The 19,818-nt window shown below is 66.0% G+C and carries 20 protein-coding genes; 2 read left to right on the forward strand and 18 right to left on the reverse strand.

Annotation, left to right across the window (positions count from 1 at the left end):
• The 5 genes from N5C28_RS17770 to N5C28_RS17790 form a co-directional block, all read right to left on the reverse strand.
• A partial coding sequence (locus tag N5C28_RS17770) for an SCO family protein (protein WP_279824414.1) occupies nt 1–599 on the reverse strand: 599 nt, incomplete at its 3' end.
• 11 nt (nt 600–610) lie between these two features.
• Nucleotides 611–1,510 (reverse strand): heme o synthase, encoded by a 900-nt coding sequence (cyoE, locus tag N5C28_RS17775; protein ID WP_279824415.1) that lies wholly within the window; start codon nt 1,508–1,510, stop codon nt 611–613.
• A gap of 17 nt (nt 1,511–1,527) precedes the next feature.
• Nucleotides 1,528–2,592, reverse strand: a complete 1,065-nt coding sequence (locus tag N5C28_RS17780) for a COX15/CtaA family protein (RefSeq protein WP_279824416.1) — start codon at nt 2,590–2,592, stop codon at nt 1,528–1,530.
• Nucleotides 2,593–2,616: 24 nt separating this feature from the next.
• Nucleotides 2,617–3,201 carry a hypothetical protein gene (locus tag N5C28_RS17785; protein WP_279824418.1) on the reverse strand — a complete coding sequence of 195 codons (585 nt, stop codon included), beginning with the start codon at nt 3,199–3,201 and terminating at the stop codon, nt 2,617–2,619.
• Nucleotides 3,176–3,907, reverse strand: coding sequence for an SURF1 family protein (locus N5C28_RS17790; protein WP_279824419.1), 732 nt, complete (start codon nt 3,905–3,907; stop codon nt 3,176–3,178). The genes N5C28_RS17785 and N5C28_RS17790 overlap by 26 nt, the downstream gene beginning before the upstream one ends.
• Before the next feature lie 75 nt (nt 3,908–3,982).
• On the opposite strand from N5C28_RS17790, the gene N5C28_RS17795 reads away from it, so the two are divergent.
• Nucleotides 3,983–4,186, forward strand: coding sequence for a twin transmembrane helix small protein (locus N5C28_RS17795; protein ID WP_279824420.1), 204 nt, complete (start codon nt 3,983–3,985; stop codon nt 4,184–4,186).
• A gap of 7 nt (nt 4,187–4,193) precedes the next feature.
• Here N5C28_RS17795 and N5C28_RS17800 read toward each other — a convergent pair whose 3' ends face one another.
• The 4 genes from N5C28_RS17800 to coxB are packed head-to-tail and all read right to left on the reverse strand — an operon-like array spanning nt 4,194 to nt 8,375.
• Nucleotides 4,194–5,081, reverse strand: a complete 888-nt coding sequence (locus N5C28_RS17800) for a cytochrome c oxidase subunit 3 (RefSeq protein WP_279824421.1) — start codon at nt 5,079–5,081, stop codon at nt 4,194–4,196.
• An 11-nt stretch (nt 5,082–5,092) separates the two neighbouring features.
• Nucleotides 5,093–5,644 carry a cytochrome c oxidase assembly protein gene (locus N5C28_RS17805; RefSeq protein ID WP_279824423.1) on the reverse strand — a complete coding sequence of 184 codons (552 nt, stop codon included), beginning with the start codon at nt 5,642–5,644 and terminating at the stop codon, nt 5,093–5,095.
• Nucleotides 5,645–5,656: 12 nt separating this feature from the next.
• Entirely contained in the window at nt 5,657–7,246 is a 1,590-nt protein-coding gene (gene ctaD / locus N5C28_RS17810; RefSeq protein WP_279824424.1) for a cytochrome c oxidase subunit I, read from the reverse strand.
• 4 nt (nt 7,247–7,250) lie between these two features.
• Complete coding sequence (coxB, locus tag N5C28_RS17815) at nt 7,251–8,375, reverse strand: cytochrome c oxidase subunit II (RefSeq protein WP_279824426.1); 1,125 nt, start codon at nt 8,373–8,375, stop codon at nt 7,251–7,253.
• Nucleotides 8,376–8,780: 405 nt separating this feature from the next.
• Between coxB and N5C28_RS17820 the strand changes: the two genes are divergently transcribed.
• The gene (locus tag N5C28_RS17820; protein WP_279824428.1) at nt 8,781–9,437 is read left to right on the forward strand and encodes a hypothetical protein; all 657 of its coding nucleotides are present in this window, start codon (nt 8,781–8,783) and stop codon (nt 9,435–9,437) included.
• 10 nt (nt 9,438–9,447) lie between these two features.
• On the opposite strand, the gene N5C28_RS17825 is transcribed toward N5C28_RS17820, so the two are convergent.
• The 9 genes from N5C28_RS17825 to N5C28_RS17865 all read right to left on the reverse strand — a co-directional run bounded on the left by N5C28_RS17825 (nt 9,448) and on the right by N5C28_RS17865 (nt 19,781).
• Nucleotides 9,448–9,687 (reverse strand): hypothetical protein, encoded by a 240-nt coding sequence (locus N5C28_RS17825; protein ID WP_279824429.1) that lies wholly within the window; start codon nt 9,685–9,687, stop codon nt 9,448–9,450.
• Nucleotides 9,688–9,803: 116 nt separating this feature from the next.
• On the reverse strand, nt 9,804–11,468 hold the full coding sequence (pgi, locus tag N5C28_RS17830; protein ID WP_279824430.1) for a glucose-6-phosphate isomerase: 1,665 nt from the start codon (nt 11,466–11,468) through the stop codon (nt 9,804–9,806).
• Entirely contained in the window at nt 11,468–12,406 is a 939-nt protein-coding gene (locus N5C28_RS17835; RefSeq protein WP_279824432.1) for a carbohydrate kinase, read from the reverse strand. Before N5C28_RS17835 ends, pgi begins: the two co-directional genes overlap by 1 nt.
• A 48-nt stretch (nt 12,407–12,454) precedes the next feature.
• Nucleotides 12,455–13,939, reverse strand: coding sequence for a xylulokinase (gene xylB / locus N5C28_RS17840; protein ID WP_279824433.1), 1,485 nt, complete (start codon nt 13,937–13,939; stop codon nt 12,455–12,457).
• 15 nt (nt 13,940–13,954) lie between these two features.
• Nucleotides 13,955–15,430 carry a mannitol dehydrogenase family protein gene (locus N5C28_RS17845; RefSeq protein WP_279824435.1) on the reverse strand — a complete coding sequence of 492 codons (1,476 nt, stop codon included), beginning with the start codon at nt 15,428–15,430 and terminating at the stop codon, nt 13,955–13,957.
• 26 nt (nt 15,431–15,456) lie between these two features.
• Nucleotides 15,457–16,560, reverse strand: coding sequence for a sn-glycerol-3-phosphate ABC transporter ATP-binding protein UgpC (ugpC, locus tag N5C28_RS17850; protein WP_279824436.1), 1,104 nt, complete (start codon nt 16,558–16,560; stop codon nt 15,457–15,459).
• Between the two features lie 14 nt (nt 16,561–16,574).
• Nucleotides 16,575–17,408 (reverse strand): carbohydrate ABC transporter permease, encoded by an 834-nt coding sequence (locus tag N5C28_RS17855; protein ID WP_279824437.1) that lies wholly within the window; start codon nt 17,406–17,408, stop codon nt 16,575–16,577.
• 9 nt (nt 17,409–17,417) lie between these two features.
• Complete coding sequence (locus N5C28_RS17860; protein WP_279824438.1) at nt 17,418–18,350, reverse strand: sugar ABC transporter permease; 933 nt, start codon at nt 18,348–18,350, stop codon at nt 17,418–17,420.
• 123 nt (nt 18,351–18,473) lie between these two features.
• A complete protein-coding gene (locus N5C28_RS17865) occupies nt 18,474–19,781 on the reverse strand; it encodes a sugar ABC transporter substrate-binding protein (RefSeq protein ID WP_279824439.1) in 1,308 nt (435 codons plus the stop codon).
• Between the last annotated feature and the right edge of the window lie 37 nt (nt 19,782–19,818).

The following is a 19,818-nucleotide window of genomic DNA, read 5'->3' on the forward strand; positions in this document are numbered from 1 at the left end:
GCGAGTTTCTCGTTGTTCAGCGGCGCGCGGATGAAGCCGCGCTGGGTACCGTCCGGGCCGATGATCACCAGGTTGCCGCTGTGGTCGACGGTGTAGTTTTCCTTGCTGGTGTCCGCCGGGATGTACGGAATGCTCACCGCGTTGGCGAACTTCTGCAGCGTCGCCTCTTCCCCGGTCAGGCCCAGGAAACCCGCGTCGAAGTACGCCAGGTACTTCTTCAGCTGCTCCGGGGTATCGCGGTGCGGGTCGACGCTGACCAGCACCACCCGCAGGTTGGCCCAGGTTTCTTCCGGCAGTTGACCGCGCAGCTGACGCAGCTGGGCGAGGGTGGCCGGGCAGATGTCCGGGCAGAAGGTGTAGCCGAAGAACAGCAGGCTCCACTTGTCCTTGAACCCATCGACCTCGACGGTCTGGCCATCCTGGTCGACCAGGCTCAGCGACGGCATCGACCGGCTCTGCGGCAGCAGCACGATGCCCGCATCGAGCAGCTGGGTCGGGTCGGCCTGACCCTTGCTGGTCAGCACCTTGTTGACGGTCAGGCCCAGCACCAGGGCGACGATGGCAACGAGAACGAAAACGGTGATCTGGGTACGGGTCATGGCACCAACGATTACAGGTTGAGCAGCAGGTAGTGATCGACCAACAGGGCGATGAACAACAGGAACAGGTACCAGATACTGTACTTGAAGGTGTTGATCGCCGCGTGCGGTTTGCTGTCACGGTACAACACCCAGGCCCAGTGCAGGAAGCGCGCCCCCAGGCCGATGGCGCACACCAGGTAGAGCGGTCCGCTCATGTGGATCGCGTAGGGCAGCAGGGTCACGGCGAACATCGCGGCGGTGTAGAGCAGGATGTGCACCTTGGTGTAGTGCTCGCCGTGGGTCACCGGCAGCATGGGGATGTCCGCCTTGGCGTATTCCTCCTTGCGGTGGATCGCCAGGGCCCAGAAGTGCGGCGGCGTCCAGGCGAAGATAATCAGCACCAGCAGCAGCGGCTCGGCGGACAGGTGCCCGGTCACGGCCACCCAGCCCAGCAGCGGTGGCGCCGCACCAGCCAGGCCGCCGATCACGATGTTCTGCGGCGTGGCACGCTTGAGAAAGCCGGTATAGAGCACCGCGTAGCCGAGCAGCGAGGCCAGGGTCAGCCAGGCCGCCAGCTCGTTGGTGAAGGTCAGCAGCAGGGTCATCCCCACCACCGCCAATACCAGGGCGAAGCTCAGGGCTGCCGTCGGCGACAGGCGCCCGGTGGTCACCGGCCGTTTGTGGGTGCGAGCCATGATCGAGTCGATACGCCGGTCCACCACGTGGTTGACCGCCGCCGCCGAACCGGCGCACAGGCCGATGCCCAGGTTGCCGAAGATCAGCACCTCCCAGGCCACGCCCGCGCGGGTCGCGAGGAACATGCCGACCAGCGAGGTGATCAGCATCAGCACCACCACCTTGGGCTTGGTCAGCTCCAGGTAATCGCGCCAGGTCGCGTGGGCCTGGTGGGTGCGCAATAGAGTCGCCATGGGGTTTCTCCTTTCGATTACTTGCTGATCTGGACCAGGGTCGGCGCCACCGGTTCGTTGTTCTTGTTCGCCACGCTTGTACTGGCTCGGTTCTCTGCCTGCCGGGCAACGGCCCGCAGGCGGTAATTGACGCTGACCATCACCAGCAGCAACGCAGCACCACCGGCGTTGTGCGCCACCGCCACCAGCAGCGGCAGGTGGAAGACCACGTTGCTGATGCCCAGGCTGACCTGCACGGCCAGCGCCAGCAGCACCAGGCTGGACAGCCGGGCCAGGCCATTAACCCGCAGGCGCCAGGCCAGCAGGAGCAGCACCAGGGTCACCAGCAACGCGCCGATGCGGTGGGTCATGTGGATGGCGGTGCGGGCGTCGCTGTCGAGCTGGCCGCCGAGGTAGTTGGGGCCGATGTGTTGGGTGAGGTGGAAGCCGTTGGCGAAGTCCATCGCCGGCCACCACTCACCATGGCAGGTGGGCAGATCGACACAGGCCACCGCCGCGTAGTTGCTGCTGACCCAGCCACCCAGGGCGATCTGCCCGATCACCAGCAGCAGCGCCGCGGCCGCCAGGGCACGCAGCCGGGCCGACATCCGTTGCGCCGGGAAGCGCCCGGACAGCCGCAGCGTCAGCAGGAACAACAGGCTGAGCGTGGCGAAGCCACCGAGCAGGTGGGCGGTCACCACCTGGGGCCAGAGCTTGAGGGTCACCGTCCACATGCCGAAGGCCGCCTGCAGGGTCACCAGGCCCAGCAGGAACAGCGGCAGCTTCAGCGGTTGGCCCGGCTCACCGCGCTGGCGCACGGCCTGCACCGCCAGGCCGAGAATCACCAGGCCGAGGGCGCCGGCGAAGTAACGGTGGATCATTTCGTACCAGCCCTTGGCGACCTCCACCGGGGCATGGGGAAAGCGTTCGACGGCCACCGCCTGCTTGTGCTCGCTCATCGGCACGCCGAGAAAGCCGTAGCAGCCGGGCCAGTCCGGGCAGCCGAGTCCGGCGTGGGTCAGGCGCGTGTAGGCCCCCAGCAACACCACCACCACGGCCAGCAGGGTGGCGAACAGCGCCAGGCGGTATCCGGGTTTGGCCATCGGGCTCTCCTTGGTCACGGCGTATCAACCGATCTGGGAAATTTTCAGCAGGTGGCGCAGGTCATCGAGGATCGCCTTGCCCTTGCTGGTGCCGTCGTAACGCAAGACCAGGTTGCCGTGGGGGTCGACGATCCACAGCTGCGGCCCTTGCGCCGGGTCGACCAGTTGTTCGTAGGCCGCCGGCTCCAGGCCATAGCGACCCAGCTGCGGAAATTCGCGGCGCAGCTGGGCGTCGTAGTCCGCCTCCAGCGGCTGGCTGACTGCCAGGGCATGCCCCGCCCGCGACACCTCCCGGTTGAGGCCGATGTGAATCTGCCGGGCGAGGAACACCAGCTGCTTGCAGTCCAGGTCGCAGGTCTGCGGTGCGGTCACCAGCAACTGCCAGCGCTCGGCTTCGCCCCCCACCACCCCCAGGTCGGCGAGCTTCTGCCCGGTGCCGATCAGCACGCCGTGGTAGTTGCGGGTTTCCGGCACCCAGAAGCGCCACTGGTACATGGCGCTGGCCAGCAGCATCGGCCCGATGACGATGGCCAGGATCAGGATCAGCTGCAACCGGCCGCGCCAGCGGCGGTGGGTCGGGGCCTCAGGCAGGGCGATGGCTGGGTTCATGGCGAGTCTCCCGCGCGTTATGCAAACCGAAGTAGATGAAAAGGCCGACCAGGGCCGCCGCCAGGGCGAACCACTGCACGGCGTAACCCAGGTGTTTGTCCGGGCTCATGGCCACCACCGGCCAGTCCGCCTGGAAGCTGGCGGGGCCGGGCTCGACCCGCAGTTCGTAAGCGAGGCCGCCGCGCCCCAGTTGTTGCCACAGGGCATTCGGGCGGACGTCGGTGATCAGGTGCGGCCAGGTGCTGGCCGTGCGCTCGGGGCGCAGTTGCAGGCCGCCGCCCAGCGGGACGTAGACCGAGGCGGTGAGTTCCAGGGGCGTGTCCGGGGTGTCGAAGGTCGGGGTGACCCGGCGATCGGACCAGGGCAGCCAGCCGCGGTTGAGCAGTACCCACAGGCCGCTGGCCTGGTCATAGAAGGGTTGCAACACCTCGACGCCGGCCTGGCCGTTGCGGATGCGGTTGTCCAGCAGCAGGCTGTGGCGCTCGTCGAAGTGGCCCCGCAGGCGGACCCGCACATAGGCCAGGTCGGATTCGCGCTCCAGGGCGCCCAGGCTCATCGGGGCGGCCGCCAGGCGGGCTTCGTGGACCGCGATCAGCTCACGCTTTTCCTCGGCCCGCGACAGCTGCCAGAAGCCCAGCCAGACCAGCGCCGGCAGCAGGGCGAGAACCACCAGGCTGGGCAGCACACCCGGGCGGAAGGCACTCATGAGCGCCTCCCTGGGGAGCCGATGAAGCTGGCTATACTGCATGTGAACCCCATTCCCCTTCCCCCGGAGTCTCGCATGCTCAAGGCCGCGATCGTCCTCTTGCTACTGGCCACCCTGGTCAGTCTGTTCAGCGGCCTGTTCTTCCTGGTCAAGGACGAGGGCCGCACCTCGCGGGTGGTCAATGCACTGACTGTTCGTGTCACCCTCACGGCCCTGACGGTCGGACTGATCGCCTGGGGTTTCTATTCCGGCCAGCTGATTTCCCACGTCACCTGGTAGCGCCTGTTCAGAGCACGTAGACGAAGACGAACAGGCCGATCCACACCACGTCCACGAAGTGCCAGTACCAGGCCGCGGCCTCGAAGCCGAAGTGCTGGTCGGCGGTGAAGTGGCCGCGCAGGATGCGTACCAGCATGACCGTCAGCATCAGCGCCCCCAGGGTCACGTGGGCCCCGTGGAAGCCGGTGAGCATGAAGAAGGTCGCCCCGTAGATCCCGGAACCCAGGGTCAGCCCCAGCTCGGTGTAGGCGTGGATGTATTCCTCGATCTGCAGCGCCAGGAAGGCCAGGCCCAGCAGCACGGTCAGCGCCAGCCAGATCTTCAGCGGCTTGCGGTGGTTCTTGCGCAGCGCGTGGTGGGCGAAGGTCAGGGTGAAGCTGGAGGTCACCAGCAGGATGGTGTTGATCAGCGGCAGGCCCCAGGCGCCGATGACGCCCTTCGGCGCCGGGTAGAGTTTGGGGTCCGGAGTGTCGAGCATCGGCCAGGTGTATTCGAAGTTCGGCCACAGCATGTTGGCGATGCCTTTGTCGCCTTCGCCACCGAGCCAGGGACCGGACCACATGCGGATGTAGAACAGCACGCCGAAGAAGGCGGCGAAGAACATCACCTCGGAGAAGATGAACCAGCTCATGCCCCAGCGGAATGAGCGGTCCATCTGCGGGCTGTACAGGCCGGAGCGGCTTTCCTTGATCACGTTGCCGAACCAGCCGAACAGCATGTAGGCCAGGAACAGCGCGCCGACGAAGAAGATCAGCGGGCCGTTGGATTCGTCGCGGTTGGCCTTCATGTCGTTGAACCAGACGCCAACGCCGTAGACCGTGATCAACAGGCCGATGGTGGCGATGATCGGCCACTTGCTCTGGGCCGGAACGTAATACTGCTCGTGAGACGCCATCTTTGTTCTCCTTATTGGCCCGCCTGGGCAACCGGCGGTTTACTCGCAGTGATATCGAACAGGGTGTAGGCCAGAGTCAGGTGTCGGACGTCGGCGGGCAGGTCCCGGTCGACGATGAAGCGCACCGGCATCTCGATGCGCTCGCCCGGCTGCAGCACCTGCTGGGTGAAGCAGAAGCACTCGGTCTTGTGGAAAAACGCCGCCGCCTTGGACGGCGCCACGCTGGGAATCGCCTGGGCGGTCATCGGTTTGTCCGTGGGGTTGTAGGCGACGAACACCATCTGCGTACTGGCCCCCGGGTGGACCTCGACCTCGTCGGCCTCGGGCCCGAATTCCCAGACCATGCCGGCAGCGTTGGTGGCGAGGAACTGCACCCGCACCTGGCGCGCTTCGTCGGTCTCCTGGCTGCCGGCCTGGTAGGCGCCGGCGGTCTTGCCGTTGATACCGAAGGCCTGGCACATCACGTCGTAGATCGGCACCAGGGCGAAGCCGAAGCCGAACATGCCCACCACCACGAACAGCAGGCGGATGACCAGACGGCGGGTTGGCAGGGCTTCGCTCATGGCACGGCCTCCTTACTTCACTTCCGGCGGGGTCTGGAAGGTGTGGTAGGGCGCCGGCGACGGCACCGTCCATTCCAGGCCTTCGGCACCGTCCCATGGCTTGGCCGGGGCGGGCTTGCCGCCACGGATGCACTTGATGACGATGAACAGGAACAGCAGTTGGGTCGCGCCGAACATGAAGGCACCGATGCTCGACACCATGTTGAAGTTGGCGAACATCATGTTGTAGTCCGGGATCCGCCGCGGCATGCCGGCCAGGCCCACGAAGTGCATCGGGAAGAACGCCAGGTTCATGCCGATGAAACTCATCCAGAAGTGCAGCTTGGCCAGGGTCTCGTCGTACATGTGGCCGGTCCACTTCGGCAGCCAGTAGTAGGCCGAGGCGAAGATGCCGAAGATCGCGCCAGGCACCAGCACGTAGTGGAAGTGCGCCACCACGAAGTAGGTGTCGTGGTACTGGAAGTCCGCCGGGGCGATGGCCAGCATCAGCCCGGAGAAGCCGCCGATGGTGAACAGGATGACGAAGGCCACCGAGAACAGCATCGGCGCCTCGAAGGTCATCGAGCCCTGCCACATGGTGCTGGCCCAGTTGAACACCTTCACCCCGGTGGGCACGGCGATCAGCATGGTGGCGTACATGAAGAACAGCTCGCCGGTCAGCGGGATGCCGACGGTGAACATGTGGTGCGCCCAGACGATGAACGACAGGAAGGCGATCGACGCCGTGGCGTAGACCATCGAGGTGTAGCCGAACAGCGGCTTGCGCGCGAAGGCCGGAATGATCGAGCTGACCGCGCCGAACGCGGGCAGGATCATGATGTACACCTCGGGGTGGCCGAAGAACCAGAACACGTGCTGGAACAGCACCGGATCGCCGCCGCCGGCCGCGCTGAAGAAGCTGGTGCCGAAGTGGATGTCCATCAGCATCATGGTCACGCACCCGGCCAGTACCGGCATCACCGCGATCAGCAGGAAGGCGGTGATCAGCCAGGTCCAGACGAACAGCGGCATCTTCATCAGGGTCATGCCCGGGGCACGCAGGTTGAGGATGGTGGCGACCACGTTGATCGCCCCCATGATCGAACTGATGCCCATCAGGTGGATGGCGAAGATGAAGAAGGTCACCGATTCCGGCGCGTAGGTCGTCGACAGCGGCGCATAGAAGGTCCAGCCGAAGTTCGGCCCGCCCCCCTCCATGAACAGCGTGCTGACCAGCAGGCCGAAGGCCGCCGGCAGCAGCCAGAAGCTGAAGTTGTTCATCCGCGGCAAGGCCATGTCCGGCGCGCCGATCATCAGCGGCACCATCCAGTTGGCCAGGCCGACGAACGCCGGCATCACCGCACCGAACACCATCACCAGGCCGTGCATGGTGGTCATCTGGTTGAAGAACTCCGGCTGCACGATCTGCAGGCCGGGCTGGAACAGTTCGGCACGGATCACCATGGCCATGCTGCCGCCGAGCAGGAACATGGCGAAGCTGAACCACAGGTACATGGTGCCGATGTCTTTGTGGTTGGTGGTCAGCACCCAGCGCATCAAGCCCTTGGCCGGGCCATGGTGGTGGTCGCTATGACCATGACCGTGATCGATCACTGCACTCATGTCCTTACTCCTGAGCCTTCTTGAAGTCGAGGATGTCCTTAGGCGTGACCATGTCACCGACATTGTTGCCCCAGGCGTTGCGTTCGTAGGTGATGATGGCCGCGAGGTCGACTTCCGAGAGCTGCTTGCCGAACGCCGCCATGGACGTACCCGGCTTGCCGTTGAAGACGATCTCGATATGCGCTGCGGCCGGGCCGGTGGCGATGTCCGAGCCTTTGAGCGCCGGGAACATCGGTGGCAGGCCTTCGCCCGTCGCCTGGTGGCAGGCGCCGCAGGCGGTGTTGTAGGCCTTCTCGCCGCGGGCCATGAGTTCTTCCAGCGTCCATTCCTTGCTGGTCAGCTCCTTCTCGGCCGCCGCGACCTGCTTGCGCTCGGCCAGCCAGGCAGCGAAGTCTTCCTTGGACTTGGCTTCGACCACCACCGGCATGAAGCCGTGGTCCTTGCCGCACAGCTCGGTGCACTGGCCGCGGTAGATGCCGGGCTCGTCGATGCGGGTCCAGGATTCGTTGACGAAGCCGGGGATGGCGTCCTTCTTCACCGCCAGCGCCGGCACCCACCAGGAGTGGATCACGTCGGCGGCGGTGATCAGGAAGCGCACCTTGGTGCCGACCGGCACCACCAGCGGCTCGTCCACCTCCAGCAGGTAGTGCTCGCCCTTGTCGGCCTTGTTGTTGATCTGGTCGCGGGGCGTGGTCAGGTTGCTGAAGAACTCGACGTCCTGGCCCAGGTATTTGTAGTGCCATTTCCACTGGTAGCCGGTGACCTGGATATCCAGCTCGGATTCAGAACTGTCGTAGATATCGATCAGCGTCTTGGTGGCCGGAATGGCCATGAGCACCAGGATCAGCAGCGGCACCACGGTCCAGAGAATTTCCACCGTGGTGCTTTCGTGAAAGTGCGCGGGCTGCTGCCCGGTGGATCGGCGGTGCAGGATCATCGACCAGAACATGGCGCCGAAGACGATGACGCCAATCACGACGCAGATCCAGAAAATGGTCATGTGCAAGTCGAAGACCGAGCGGCTGACCTCGGTCACACCTGGCGTCATGTTGATGGTCCAGCTCGCGTGTGCGGAGCTGAATACCAACCACAGCAGGAGGCCCATCCAAACTCGTGGATGTCGCATCATTGCGGGTTCCCCTTATCGTTCTTGTTATCCCGCCGGCTGAGCCTGCGGCTAAGGGATCGACTGCCATTGCGGTTGGGAAGTTCGCATTCATTGCGTTCCCGGAACCGGCGACTGCTGGCGACTACTGTCGAAACCTCTCCGTGCCTAAGCCCGTCCGGTTCCATCAGGTACTGCCTTTCGATTTCGAGTATAGACGGCGACTTGAAGCCCGCAATTCGGATGCAAGCAGCACTGCTGCCACCGCCCCCGTGCACCGAACGCCACGCAACACGCGGTCTGGAGAGAAATGAGAACGGGCCGATATAGCCGAGTCGCATAACCATGAAAAAATTATGACAATCGCGTCTTAGCCGCCGGCTGCCGCCAGCTAAGGTTCACGCCCATGTCCCCTCACCCGGAGTCGTCATGAACACCCCCGCCTTGCGCGACCTGATCCACCGCGCCCATAAACACGAAGCGTCCACCGGCCAGCTCGCCCGTCAGCTCGGCAGCCAGATGGAACGCCTGCACCCGGCCATTCGCCTGCCCCAGACCGACGCCCTGGGCGCCCTGACGCGCTTCGTCACGGCCTATGTGGATAACGCCCCGGACGTGCTCGAAGCCGCCAATCAGGTGGCCCGCGAGGCCGGCATCGAAGCGCAGATCAAACCGGTGCTGAAGGTGGCCGAGCAGTTCTTCCTGCAACCGCCGGCACTGATGGCCGGCCATGAGGGGCTCGACGGCCTGCTGGACGAGGCCTACCTGGCCCACCGCCTGGTCGAGGAAGTGAACGACCGCTACATCGCCCACCTGGGTCAGCCACTGATCCCGCTGGACACCACGGTGGCCAACCTGATCGCCCACCAGCTGATCGGCGAGCCGTTCGCCAATCAGCTGGACGAAGCGGTGCACCGTGCCGTGGACGGCATGCTCGACGAAGAGAGCTTCAACCAGCGCTCCGTGCAGGCCTACCGGGACCGCCTGAGCGACCCCGAGACCGAGGCCGCCTGGCAGCGCTGGCCGTGCCTGTCGCGGCAGCTGGGTGTAGAGCTGGTGCTGAACCAGACCCGCGCGGCGAGCTGAGCCACCAGCTCTAGGCATTTCCGGGGGCATTCTTCCTCGCCCCCCGGATATTCAGGCCCGCCAGGCAGACCTGCAAAACGATCAGGGCCCATGCGCTGGCATGCAGGCCCCAGATGATCCACAGCACGTTGCTCAGCATGAAGCACCAGAAGCCAATGGTGCGGCGCCGCCGCTCCAGCGACGCGATCAACCACGCGGCCACCACGGTGGCGAGCATCGCGGGCCACTGTACGAGATCGATAAGATCCATCCGTTCCTCCTGCCAGGTTCGTCTGAACTTGGGTGGGAGGCGCTCGGCTTAGTTCAAGCAAAAACGCAGTGACGCGCCGCCCTTGAGCGGCAGCGGTCACCGGGATGGCAGGATGGTCAGCCGCGGTGGCGGCTGCGGAAGAAGTCGATCAGGCCCTGGGTGGAGCCGTCCTCGGCGGCGCTCGTTTCGGTGCCTACCAGGCGCGAGTAGACGCCCTTGCCAAGCTCCTTGCCGAGCTCGACGCCCCACTGGTCGAAGGGGTTGATGCCCCAGATCACGCTCTGCACGAACACCTTGTGCTCGTACAGGGCGATCAGCGCACCCAGGCGCCCGGGGCTGATGCGCTCGAGCACCAGGGTGTTACTCGGCCGGTTGCCGGGGATGACCTTGTGCGCCGCCAGGTGCTGCACCTGCTCCGGCGCCAGGCCCTGGACGCGCATCTCGGCCTCCGCCTCGTCCTGGGACTTGCCGAGCATCAGCGCCTGGCTTTGCGACAGGCAGTTGGCGAACAGCCATTGATGGTGGTCGGCCACCGGGTTGTAGCTGCTCACCGGCACGATGAAATCCGCCGGGATCAGCGGCGTACCCTGGTGCAGCAACTGGTGGTAGGCATGCTGGCCGTTGCAGCCGACACCGCCCCAGATCACCGGACCGGTGGCGATGTCCACGGCGCTGCCGTCCTGGCGCACACGCTTGCCGTTGGACTCCATGTCCAGCTGCTGCAGGTGCTTGGTGATATTGCGCAGGTAATGGTCGTACGGCAGGATCGCGTGGCTCTGCGCGCCCCAGAAATTGCCGTACCAGACGCCCAGCAAGGCCAGCAGCACCGGCATGTTGCGTGCGAACGGCGCCTGCTGGAAATGCGCATCCATGCGGTAGGCACCCGACAGCAGCTCCTTGAAGTTGGAGATGCCGACGGACATGGCGATGGGCAAGCCGATGGCCGACCACAGCGAATAACGCCCGCCGACCCAGTCCCACATCGGCAGGATGTTCTCTTCGCGGATGCCGAAGGCGGTGGCCGCCGGAATGTTGCTGGACACCGCCATGAAGTGCCGGTGCAGCTCCGCCTCGGAGCCGCCCTGGTCCAGGTACCAGCTGCGCGCCGCCTGGGCGTTCTTCAGGGTTTCCAGGGTGGAGAAGGTCTTGGACGAGACGATGAACAGCGTGGTCTCGGCGCACAGCTTGGCCGCCAGCTCCTGGAACGAACTGCCGTCGATGTTCGCCAGGTAATGGCAGCGCACCCCGCGCTGGGCGAAGGGCAGCAGCGCCTCGGACACCAGTTGCGGGCCAAGGAACGAGCCACCGATGCCGATGTTCACCACATCGGTGATCGGCTTTTCGCTGTAGCCGCGCCACAGGCCGTGGTGCACGCGGCCCACCAGCTCGCTCATGCGCTGCAGCACCCGCTGCACCTGGGGCATCACGTCCACGCCGTCGACCAGCACCTTGTCCCCCAGCGGCCGGCGCAGGGCGGTGTGCAGGGCCGGACGTCGCTCCGAGGCATTCATCAGCTTGCCGTCGAACAGGTCGGCGATGGCCTGGGCCAGCCCGGCTTCTTCGGCCAGCCCAACCAGCAACCCGCGGGTCTGCTCGGTGATGAGGTTCTTCGAATAGTCGAGGAACAGGCCGCAATCATCCAGGGAAAAGCGGGTAAAGCGCTGTGGATCGCTGGTGAACGCCTGGCGCAGGCTGAAGCCGTCGAGGGCCTGGCGGTGTTCGCCCAGCGCCTGCCAACTGGCCAGGCGCGTGACGTCCTGGGACGGGGGCCTGTACGCCATCAGACGGCGTCCAGTTCGTGGCGGTACGGCAGGTCCGGGCCGACCCGGGAACAGGTGAGCGCAGCCGCGCGCACGGCGAAACGCAGCATGGCGTCGATGTGCTCGCGGCTGACGCTGGCCAGGGCCTGCGGGCTGTCCAGGCCATGGCGGATCAGGTAGCTGATCAGCGCCGCCTGGAAGGTATCGCCAGCACCCACGGTGTCGCGGGTCTGCACGGCCACCGCCGGCACCGACCACTGCCCGTGGCGGCTGTGCACACTGGCACCGTCGCTGCCGTGGGTGAGGAACACCAGGTGGCAGCGCTCGCCGAGCCAGCCCGCCGCGACCTGCTGCGGGTCCTGCTCGGGGTAGAGCAGTTGCAGGTCTTCTTCGCTGACCTTGATCAGGTGCGCGTAGGCCGCGAAGGCTTCGACCCGCTCCCGCCACCGCGCGATATCCGGCGCCGGGTTGAGGCGCACGTTGGGGTCCAGGCTGATCAGGCGCTGGTTGTGCTCGCGCTGCACCAGCTCGAGCAGGGTGTCGCCCACTGGGCTCACCACCAGCGAGAAGGAGCCGACGTGCAGGCCACGCACCTGGTGGTCCAGCGGCGGCAGGTGCTCCGGGCGCAGCTGACGGTCGGCGCAGCCTTCACCGCGGAACGAATACTGCGGCGAGCCGTGGGCATCCACCCCGACCATGGCCAGGGTGGTGGGCGCATCGCTGTCCACCAGGTAGGCGTCGCTCACGCCCTCGTCCCCCAGCACACGGCGCAGCCGGGCACCGAGGTAGTCGGAGGAAATGCCGGTGAACAGCGCCGAGTCGACGCCCAGGCGGCGCAGGCCAACCGCCACGTTGAACGGCGAGCCGCCCGCGATCGCCTTGAACGCCAGCTCGCTGCTGCGCGCACCGTCGTCCTGAATGAACACATCGAACAACGCCTCGCCACATACCAGGTACATGATCATCTCCGCATCAGAGCAGGGCGCCGTGGCGCCGGATTCTCGGGTTCATTGCAACTGCGCGACCTGTTCGCGGTAGCGCTGGTAGACCGTCTCGTACTGCGCCACACGCGCCGGGTCCGGCCGGGTTTCGCTGCCGGCATCCAGGTGCACGCAGCGTTCGCACAGCGCCGCCAGCGTAGCCTGGGGGTCATCACCCGGCGCCAGGCACCAGGCGGCCTGGATCGCCGCACCCAGCGCGGCGGCTTCGGTGTACCGGGGGCAGACCAGGGGCGTGCCCATGATCTCAGCGACGACCTGTCGCCACACCGGGCTTTTCGCCGCACCGCCGATCAGGCGAATGGTCTGGCTTTCCAGGCCGCTGGCGCGCAGCAGGTCCAGGCCATAGCGCAAGCCGAACAGCGTCCCTTCGACCACCGCCCGGCACAGATTGCTGCGGGTCAGGTTGTCGCTGTCCATGCCCTGCAGGCTCGCCAGGGCCGTGGGCAGCGCGGGCACCCGCTCGCCGTTGAAGAACGGCAGCATCAGCAGGCCCCCGGCGCCAATGGGTGCCTGCTCGACCAGCTCGCCGAACGCCTGGATATCCAGCGCCAGCAGTTGCTGGATCAGCCCGCTGGCGTTGGTCAGGTTCATGGTGCAGATCAGCGGCAGCCAGCCGCCCGACGACGAGCAGAAGGTCGCCACCTGCGGGTGCGGACTGACACGCGCCTGGTGGTCATAGGCGTACAGGGTGCCAGAGGTGCCCAGGCTCATGGTGATCGCACCCGGGCGGATGTTGCCGGTACCAAGGGCGCCCATCATGTTGTCGCCACCGCCGCTGGCCACCCGGGCCTGCGGGTTGAGGCCCAACTGACGGGCGACATCCGGCAGGATACGGCCCAGCGACTGATGGGACTCCACCAGCTCTGGCAGTGCGGCCTGCAGCCGCCCGGACGGGTCGATGTGGGACAGCAGGTCGGTATCCCAGCGCCGGCGGCGCACATCGAAATAGCCGGTGCCGGAGGCATCGCCGTACTCGCTGCAATAGCGGCCGGTGAGCCAGTAATTGAGGTAGTCGTGGGGCAGCAGGATGTGGGCGATGCGGGCGAACACCTCCGGGTGCTGCTCCCGGGTCCACAGCAGCTTGGACACCGTATAACCCGGAGCGATGGCCACGCCCAGGCGCTGCAACGAACCGGTTTCGCCGCCCAGGTAATCCAGCAGTCGCTGGTTCTGCTCAGCCGACTCGGTGTCGCACCAGAGCTTGGCCGGGCGCAGCACCTGACCGTGCTCGTCGAGCAACACCAGGCCATGCTGCTGGCCGGACACGCCGATGCCGAGGATCTGCTCGCCACTGATCCCGGCAGCCGCCAGCGCCGTGCGGGTCGCCTGGGCGAACGCCGCCAGCCACTCGCTCGGCTGCTGTTCGCGCCGGCCGTTGGCACCGCTCTGCAGGGTGTGGCTGGCGCTGCCTTCGCCCAGCACCCGGCCGGTGCCGGCGTCGAGCACCAGGGCCTTGGTGCCCTGGGTGCCGCAATCGATCCCGAGGTACATGGCGCTCTCCGAAGGTCAGTCGCGCAGCAGGGTGTGCAAGGTCTGGCTGACGCCGCGCTTGCGCAGGCTCTCCAGGCACAGTTCGAACGCCGAGACGAAGGCTGCCGATTGCGCCGGCGCCACACCGAAGATCGCCTCTTCACCCAGCACCCGGGCCGTCAGCAACGCATCGTCGGCGACCAGCCCCTGGCAGTGCTCGGCACGCGGGTCGGGAATCCGGTACTGCACGCCGTTCTCGTCCACACCCTTGAGGTACAGCGCCCAGGCCGCCACCACCAGGGCCACGCGCTCCAGCGACTTGCCGTCCTCGATCAGGCGGTGGAGAGTGGGCACGATGAACTTGGGAAACTTCGACGAGCCATCGGAGCAGACCCGCTCCAGCTGGTCGGCAATCGCCTGGTTGGAGAAGCGCTCGATCAGCGTGTCCTTGTAGTCGTCCAGATCAATGCCCGGCACCGGCGCCAGCTGCGGGGTCACGTCGAGGTCCATGAAGGTGCGGACGTAACGACGGAACAGCGGGTCGTTCATGGTTTCGTGGACGAAGCGGTAGCCCTTGAGAAAACCCAGGTAGGTCAGCGCCAGGTGGCTGCCGTTGAGCAGCTTGATCTTCATTTCCTCGTAGGGAGTGACGTCGTCGGTGAACTGCACGCCGACCTGCTCCCAGGCCGGGCGCCCGCTGACGAACTTGTCTTCCAGCACCCACTGCACGAACGGCTCGCACACCACCGGCCAGGCGTCCTCGACGCCGTGCTGGTCGGCCAGTTGCTGGCGGTGGGCGGCGCTGGTCATCGGCGTGATGCGGTCGACCATGGCATTGGGGAAGGTCACGTGGTGGTCGATCCAGGTCGCCAGCTCGTGGTTGGCCAGGTGGGCGAAGGCCAGCAGCGCCTTGCGGGTCACCGCGCCGTTGTGCGGCAGGTTATCGCAGGACATCAGCGTAAAGGCCGGGATGCCCGCCTCGCGGCGCTTGGCCAACGCCGCGCAGAGGAAGCCGAACACGCTTTTCGGCGACTCGGGGTGGCGCAGGTCGTGCTGGATGGCCGGCAGGTCGGCGAGGAATTCGCCGGTGCTGTCGTCGATGCAGTAGCCGCCCTCGGTGATGGTCAGCGACACGATGCGAATGGCCGGGTCGGCCAGCTTGTCGATCAGCGCCTGGGGCGATTCTTCGCCCAGCAGCATGTCGTTGATGACGCCGATCACCCGCACCGGCAGGTTCGGCTCGTCACCCAGTTCGACCAGGGTGTAGAGGTAATCCTGTCCGGCCAGGGCATCGCGCATGGCGCGGTCGTCCGGGCGCAGGCCGGCGCCGCAGATGGCCCAGTCCAGCGCCAGCCCCTGGTTCATCAGGGCGTCGGTGTAGACCGCCTCGTGGGCCCGGTGAAAGCCGCCCACGCCGATGTGGACGATGCCCTGGCGCAGGCTGTCGGGGCTGTACGCGGGCAGCGCGACAGCGCCGCCGAGCTGGGAAAGGTGCTGGCGATTGAGTTTCATGCGAAAGGTCCCGAGAAAGAGAGGCGCTAGGCAGCCTGCTGAAGGGGTTTGGCGACGGCCTGGCCGTCGGCGTCGAAGAGGTGGCAGTGGGCCGGGTCGAAATCCAGGCTCAGGGTCTCGCCATAGGCCGGGGCGAAATCCCCGCGTACCCGCACCGTGAGCATTTCCCCGGAGGCACTGCGCACGTGGCAGAAGGTGTCGCTGCCCAGGCGCTCGCTGACATCGGCGGTCACCTGCAGGCGCCCCTGACCGGCGGCCACCACGTTCAGGTGCTCGGGCCGCACGCCCAGGGTCACCGGGCTGCCCACGGCCAGCGTACCGGCCGCCAGCGGCATGCTGACGCGGCTGCCGCATTCCAGTTGTACCTCGCAGCGGCTGACGTCGATCTGGCTCAGGGTGCCGCGCAGAAAGCCCATCTTCGGCGTGCCGAGAAAACCCGCGACGAACAGGTTGGCCGGGTGGTGGTACAGCTCCAGGGGTGAGCCGACCTGCTCCACGCGCCCGCCGTTGAGCACCACCACCTTGTCGGCCAGGGTCATGGCTTCGACCTGGTCGTGGGTCACGTAGATCATGGTGGCCTGCAGGTCTTTGTGCAGCCGCGCCAGCTCCAGGCGGGTCTGCACGCGCAGGGCGGCGTCGAGGTTCGACAGCGGTTCGTCGAACAGGAAGATCTTCGGGTTGCGCACGATGGCACGGCCGATGGCCACGCGCTGGCGCTGGCCGCCCGACAACTGCTTGGGCTTGCGCTCCAGCAGCGGCGCCAGTTCGAGGATGCGCGCAGCGTTGGCGACCTTTTCCTCCACCTCTTTCTTGGCCACGCCGGCCAGGTCGAGGGCGAAGGACAGGTTCTTGCGCACGGTCATGTGCGGGTACAGCGCGTAGGTCTGGAACACCATCGCCAGGTCGCGGCGGGCCGGGGCGACGTCGGTGATGTCCTGGCCGTCGAGCTCGATGGTGCCGCTGCTGACCTCTTCCAGCCCGGCGATCAGCCGCAGCAGGGTGGACTTGCCGCAGCCGGACGGGCCGACGAACACCACGAACTCACGGTCGCGGATGTCCAGGTCGACACCCCGGATGATCGCCGTGCCATCGAAGCCTTTTTTCAGATTGCGGATCTTCAGATCAGCCATGTCGATGTTCTCCGTTATTTCACCGCGCCAAAGGACAGGCCGCGGACAAGTTGTTTTTGGCTGATCCAGCCGAAGATCAGGATGGGCGCGCAGGCGAGGGTCGAGACCGCCGACAGCTTGGCCCAGAACAGGCCTTCGGGACTGGAGTAGGAGGCCACCAGGGCGGTGAGCGGGGCGGCGGCGGAGCTGGTCAGGTTGAGCGACCAGAACGCCTCGTTCCAGCACAGGATCAGCGACAGCAGCATGGTCGAGGCCAGGCCGCCACGGGCGATGGGCAGCAGCACGCGGACGATTTCCTGCCAGGTGGTGGCGCCGTCCAGGCGCGCCGCCTCGAGGATGTCGACGGGGATGTCCTTGAAGTAGGTGTACACCATCCATACCACAATCGGCAGGTTGATCAGGGTGTAGATGACGATCAGCGCGATACGCGAATCGAGCAGGCCGAACTGCTTGGCCAGCAGGTAGATCGGCACCAGCACGCCCACCGGCGGCAGCATCTTGGTCGACAGCATCCACAGCAGCGTGCGCTTGGTGTGGCGGGTCTCGAAGAAGGCCATGGAGTAGGCCGCCGGCACCGCGAACAGCATGCACAGGAGGGTCGCGGAAAAGGAGATCAGCACCGAGTTCCAGGCAAAGGCGAAGTAGTCGCTGCGCTCGTTGATGTGCAGGTAGTTCTCCAGCGTCGGGGTGAAGATGAACTGCGGCGGCGTGGCGAAAGCGTCGATCTCGGTCTTCAGGCTGGTCAGCACCATCCAGAAGATCGGAAAGAAGATCACCGCGGCGATGCCCCAGGCCAGGAGGCCGATCAGCACGCTCTGCAGGCGACGGGATTGCTTCAAGGTCAGCATGCTGCGCTCCTACTGCCGTTCGGTCAGGTTCTTGCCGATCATGCGGATCAGCACGATGGCCGCGATGTTGGCGATGACCACTGCGATCAGGCCGCCGGCCGAGGCCATGCCCACGTCGAACTGCAACAGCGCCTGGGTGTAGATCAGGTAGGCGAGGTTGGTCGATTCGTAGCCGGGGCCACCGCTGGTGGTGGTGTAGATTTCGGCGAACACCGAGAGCAGGAAGATGGTTTCGATCATCACCACCACCGCGATCGGCCGCGCCAGGTGCGGCAGGGTCAGGTGCCAGAAGATGGCGATCGGCCCGGCGCCGTCGAGCCGCGCCGCTTCCTTCTGCTCCTGGTCGAGGGACTGCATGGCGGTCATCAGGATCAGGATGGCGAACGGCAGCCACTGCCAGGACACGATCATGATGATCGAGAACATCGGGTGGTGCGCCAGCCAGTCCACCGGCTGGGCGCCGAAGAACTGCCAGATCGCCGCAAGAATCCCCGAGACCGGGTGGAAGATCAGGTTCTTCCACAGCAGCGCGCTGACCGTGGGCATGATGAAGAACGGCGAGATCAACAGCACCCGCACGATGCCCCGGCCGAAGAACTCACTGGCCTCCAGCAGGGCGGAGATCAGCACGCCGAACACCACGCTGATCAGCAACACGCTGCCCACCAGCAGCAGGGTGTTGCCCGCGCCGCTGAGAAACGCCGCGTCGGTGACGAAGTACTCGAAGTTTTCCAGGCCGACGAAATCGTTCTCGCCGGGGTACAGCAGGTTGTAGCGGATCAGCGAGAAGTACAGGGTCATGCCCAGCGGCACGATCATCCACACCAGCAGCAGGACGACCGAGGGGCTGACCAGGAACCAGCCCGGCGCCAGGCGCCGCGGCTTGCGGGTAGCAGGCTCGCCGGCGCGCTGCGCAGGGGTGTCGATGGCCGAGGTGTTCATGGTGCCTCCGAAAGGCGGTGTCGTGGTGACAGAGACGTAGGGTGGGCCGGGCGGCGCTCCGCTTCAGCCCACCACGAACTCTCGGTGAAACCCTGGTGGGCTAAAGCCCACCCTACGGATCGACTACTTCGGGTAGCCGGCGCGCTTCATTTCCCGCTCGGTGCTCTGCTGGGCCGCCTGCAGGGCCTGTTCCGGTTGCATCTGGCCGGTCAGGGCGGCGGCGAACAGCTTGCCGACGCTGGTGCCGATGGCCTGGAACTCGGGGATGGTCACCAGCTGGATGCCCACGTAGGGCACGGGCTTGGCGCTGGGGTTGGCCGGGTCGGCCTTCTTCAGCGAGTCCAGGGTGACCTTGGCGAACGGCGCCGCCTGCATGTAGGCATCGCTGTAGGTCGAGGCGCGGGTGCCCGGCGGCACGTTGGCCACGCCGTCGGTCTTGGCCACCAGCTCGCCGTAGGCCTTGGAAGTGGCCCAGGCGCTGAAGGTCTTGGCGGCTGCCTTGGACTTGGAGCTGGTCGGAATCGCCAGCGACCAGGAGTACAGCCAGGAAGCGCCCTTGTCGGTGACCTGGGTCGGGGCGAAGGTGAAGCCGACCGAATCGGCGACCTTGCTCTGGGTCTTGTCGGTCACGAAGGAGCCGGCCACGCTGGCATCGACCCACAGCGCGCACTTGCCGCTGTTGAACAACGCCAGGTTCTCGTTGAAGCCGTTACTGGAGGCGCCCGGCGGGCCGTACTTCTTCATGTTGTCGACGTAGAAGTTGAGGGCGTTCTTCCACTCGCTGCCAGTGAATTCCGGCTTCCACTGCTCATCGAACCAGCGCGCGCCGAAGGCGTTGCCCACGGTGGTGATCAGCGCCATGTTCTCGCCCCAGCCGGCCTTGCCACGCAGGCACAGGCCGTACTGGCCCTTGTCCGGCTGGTGCAGCTTGCTGGCGAATTCCGCCATCTGCTCCCAGGTCGGCTGCTCGGGCATCTGCAGGCCAGCCTGCTCGAACAGGTCCTTGCGGTAATAGGTGATGGAGGCTTCGGCGTAGAACGGCAGAGCGTAGAGCGTGCCATCGACCGAAAGGCCTTCGCGCACCGAGGGGAAGACGTCGTCCAGGGCGTAGTCCGCCGGCAGGTCGGTCATCGGCTCCAGCCAGCCTTTCTCGCCCCACAGCGCGGCTTCGTACATGCCGATGGTGAGCACGTCGAACTGGCCGCCCTGGGTGGCGATGTCAGTGGTCAGGCGCTGGCGCAGCACGTTCTCTTCGAGCACCACCCACTTGAGCTTGATGTCGGGGTTCTGTTCTTCGAAGGTCTTGGCGAGCCGCTGCATGCGGATCATGTCGCTGTTGTTGACGGTGGCGATGGTCAGGGTTTCTCCCTGGGCAGCGACCGCAAGGGAGAGGCAGGAGGCGGCAACGAGTGTTTTTACTGAGTGGTTCATGGTTTTGAACTCCTCTTCCGCGCCAGTGCGGCGACAG

Origin of the sequence: Pseudomonas sp. GD03944 (assembly GCF_029839275.1) — a bacterium.
GTDB lineage: Bacteria > Pseudomonadota > Gammaproteobacteria > Pseudomonadales > Pseudomonadaceae > Aquipseudomonas.

Excerpts from the sequence above, each read along its gene's own strand:
- cyoE (WP_279824415.1), bottom strand. The coding sequence starts at position 1,510 with ATGGCGACTCTATTGCGCACCCACCAGGCCCACGCGACCTGGCGCGAT.
- N5C28_RS17780 (WP_279824416.1), bottom strand. The coding sequence starts at position 2,592 with ATGGCCAAACCCGGATACCGCCTGGCGCTGTTCGCCACCCTGCTGGCC.
- N5C28_RS17785 (WP_279824418.1), bottom strand. The coding sequence starts at position 3,201 with ATGAACCCAGCCATCGCCCTGCCTGAGGCCCCGACCCACCGCCGCTGG.
- N5C28_RS17790 (WP_279824419.1), bottom strand. The coding sequence starts at position 3,907 with ATGAGTGCCTTCCGCCCGGGTGTGCTGCCCAGCCTGGTGGTTCTCGCC.
- N5C28_RS17795 (WP_279824420.1), top strand. The coding sequence starts at position 3,983 with ATGCTCAAGGCCGCGATCGTCCTCTTGCTACTGGCCACCCTGGTCAGT.
- N5C28_RS17800 (WP_279824421.1), bottom strand. The coding sequence starts at position 5,081 with ATGGCGTCTCACGAGCAGTATTACGTTCCGGCCCAGAGCAAGTGGCCG.
- N5C28_RS17805 (WP_279824423.1), bottom strand. The coding sequence starts at position 5,644 with ATGAGCGAAGCCCTGCCAACCCGCCGTCTGGTCATCCGCCTGCTGTTC.
- ctaD (WP_279824424.1), bottom strand. The coding sequence starts at position 7,246 with ATGAGTGCAGTGATCGATCACGGTCATGGTCATAGCGACCACCACCAT.
- coxB (WP_279824426.1), bottom strand. The coding sequence starts at position 8,375 with ATGATGCGACATCCACGAGTTTGGATGGGCCTCCTGCTGTGGTTGGTA.
- N5C28_RS17820 (WP_279824428.1), top strand. The coding sequence starts at position 8,781 with ATGAACACCCCCGCCTTGCGCGACCTGATCCACCGCGCCCATAAACAC.
- N5C28_RS17825 (WP_279824429.1), bottom strand. The coding sequence starts at position 9,687 with ATGGATCTTATCGATCTCGTACAGTGGCCCGCGATGCTCGCCACCGTG.
- pgi (WP_279824430.1), bottom strand. The coding sequence starts at position 11,468 with ATGGCGTACAGGCCCCCGTCCCAGGACGTCACGCGCCTGGCCAGTTGG.
- N5C28_RS17835 (WP_279824432.1), bottom strand. The coding sequence starts at position 12,406 with ATGTACCTGGTATGTGGCGAGGCGTTGTTCGATGTGTTCATTCAGGAC.
- xylB (WP_279824433.1), bottom strand. The coding sequence starts at position 13,939 with ATGTACCTCGGGATCGATTGCGGCACCCAGGGCACCAAGGCCCTGGTG.
- N5C28_RS17845 (WP_279824435.1), bottom strand. The coding sequence starts at position 15,430 with ATGAAACTCAATCGCCAGCACCTTTCCCAGCTCGGCGGCGCTGTCGCG.
- ugpC (WP_279824436.1), bottom strand. The coding sequence starts at position 16,560 with ATGGCTGATCTGAAGATCCGCAATCTGAAAAAAGGCTTCGATGGCACG.
- N5C28_RS17855 (WP_279824437.1), bottom strand. The coding sequence starts at position 17,408 with ATGCTGACCTTGAAGCAATCCCGTCGCCTGCAGAGCGTGCTGATCGGC.
- N5C28_RS17860 (WP_279824438.1), bottom strand. The coding sequence starts at position 18,350 with ATGAACACCTCGGCCATCGACACCCCTGCGCAGCGCGCCGGCGAGCCT.
- N5C28_RS17865 (WP_279824439.1), bottom strand. The coding sequence starts at position 19,781 with ATGAACCACTCAGTAAAAACACTCGTTGCCGCCTCCTGCCTCTCCCTT.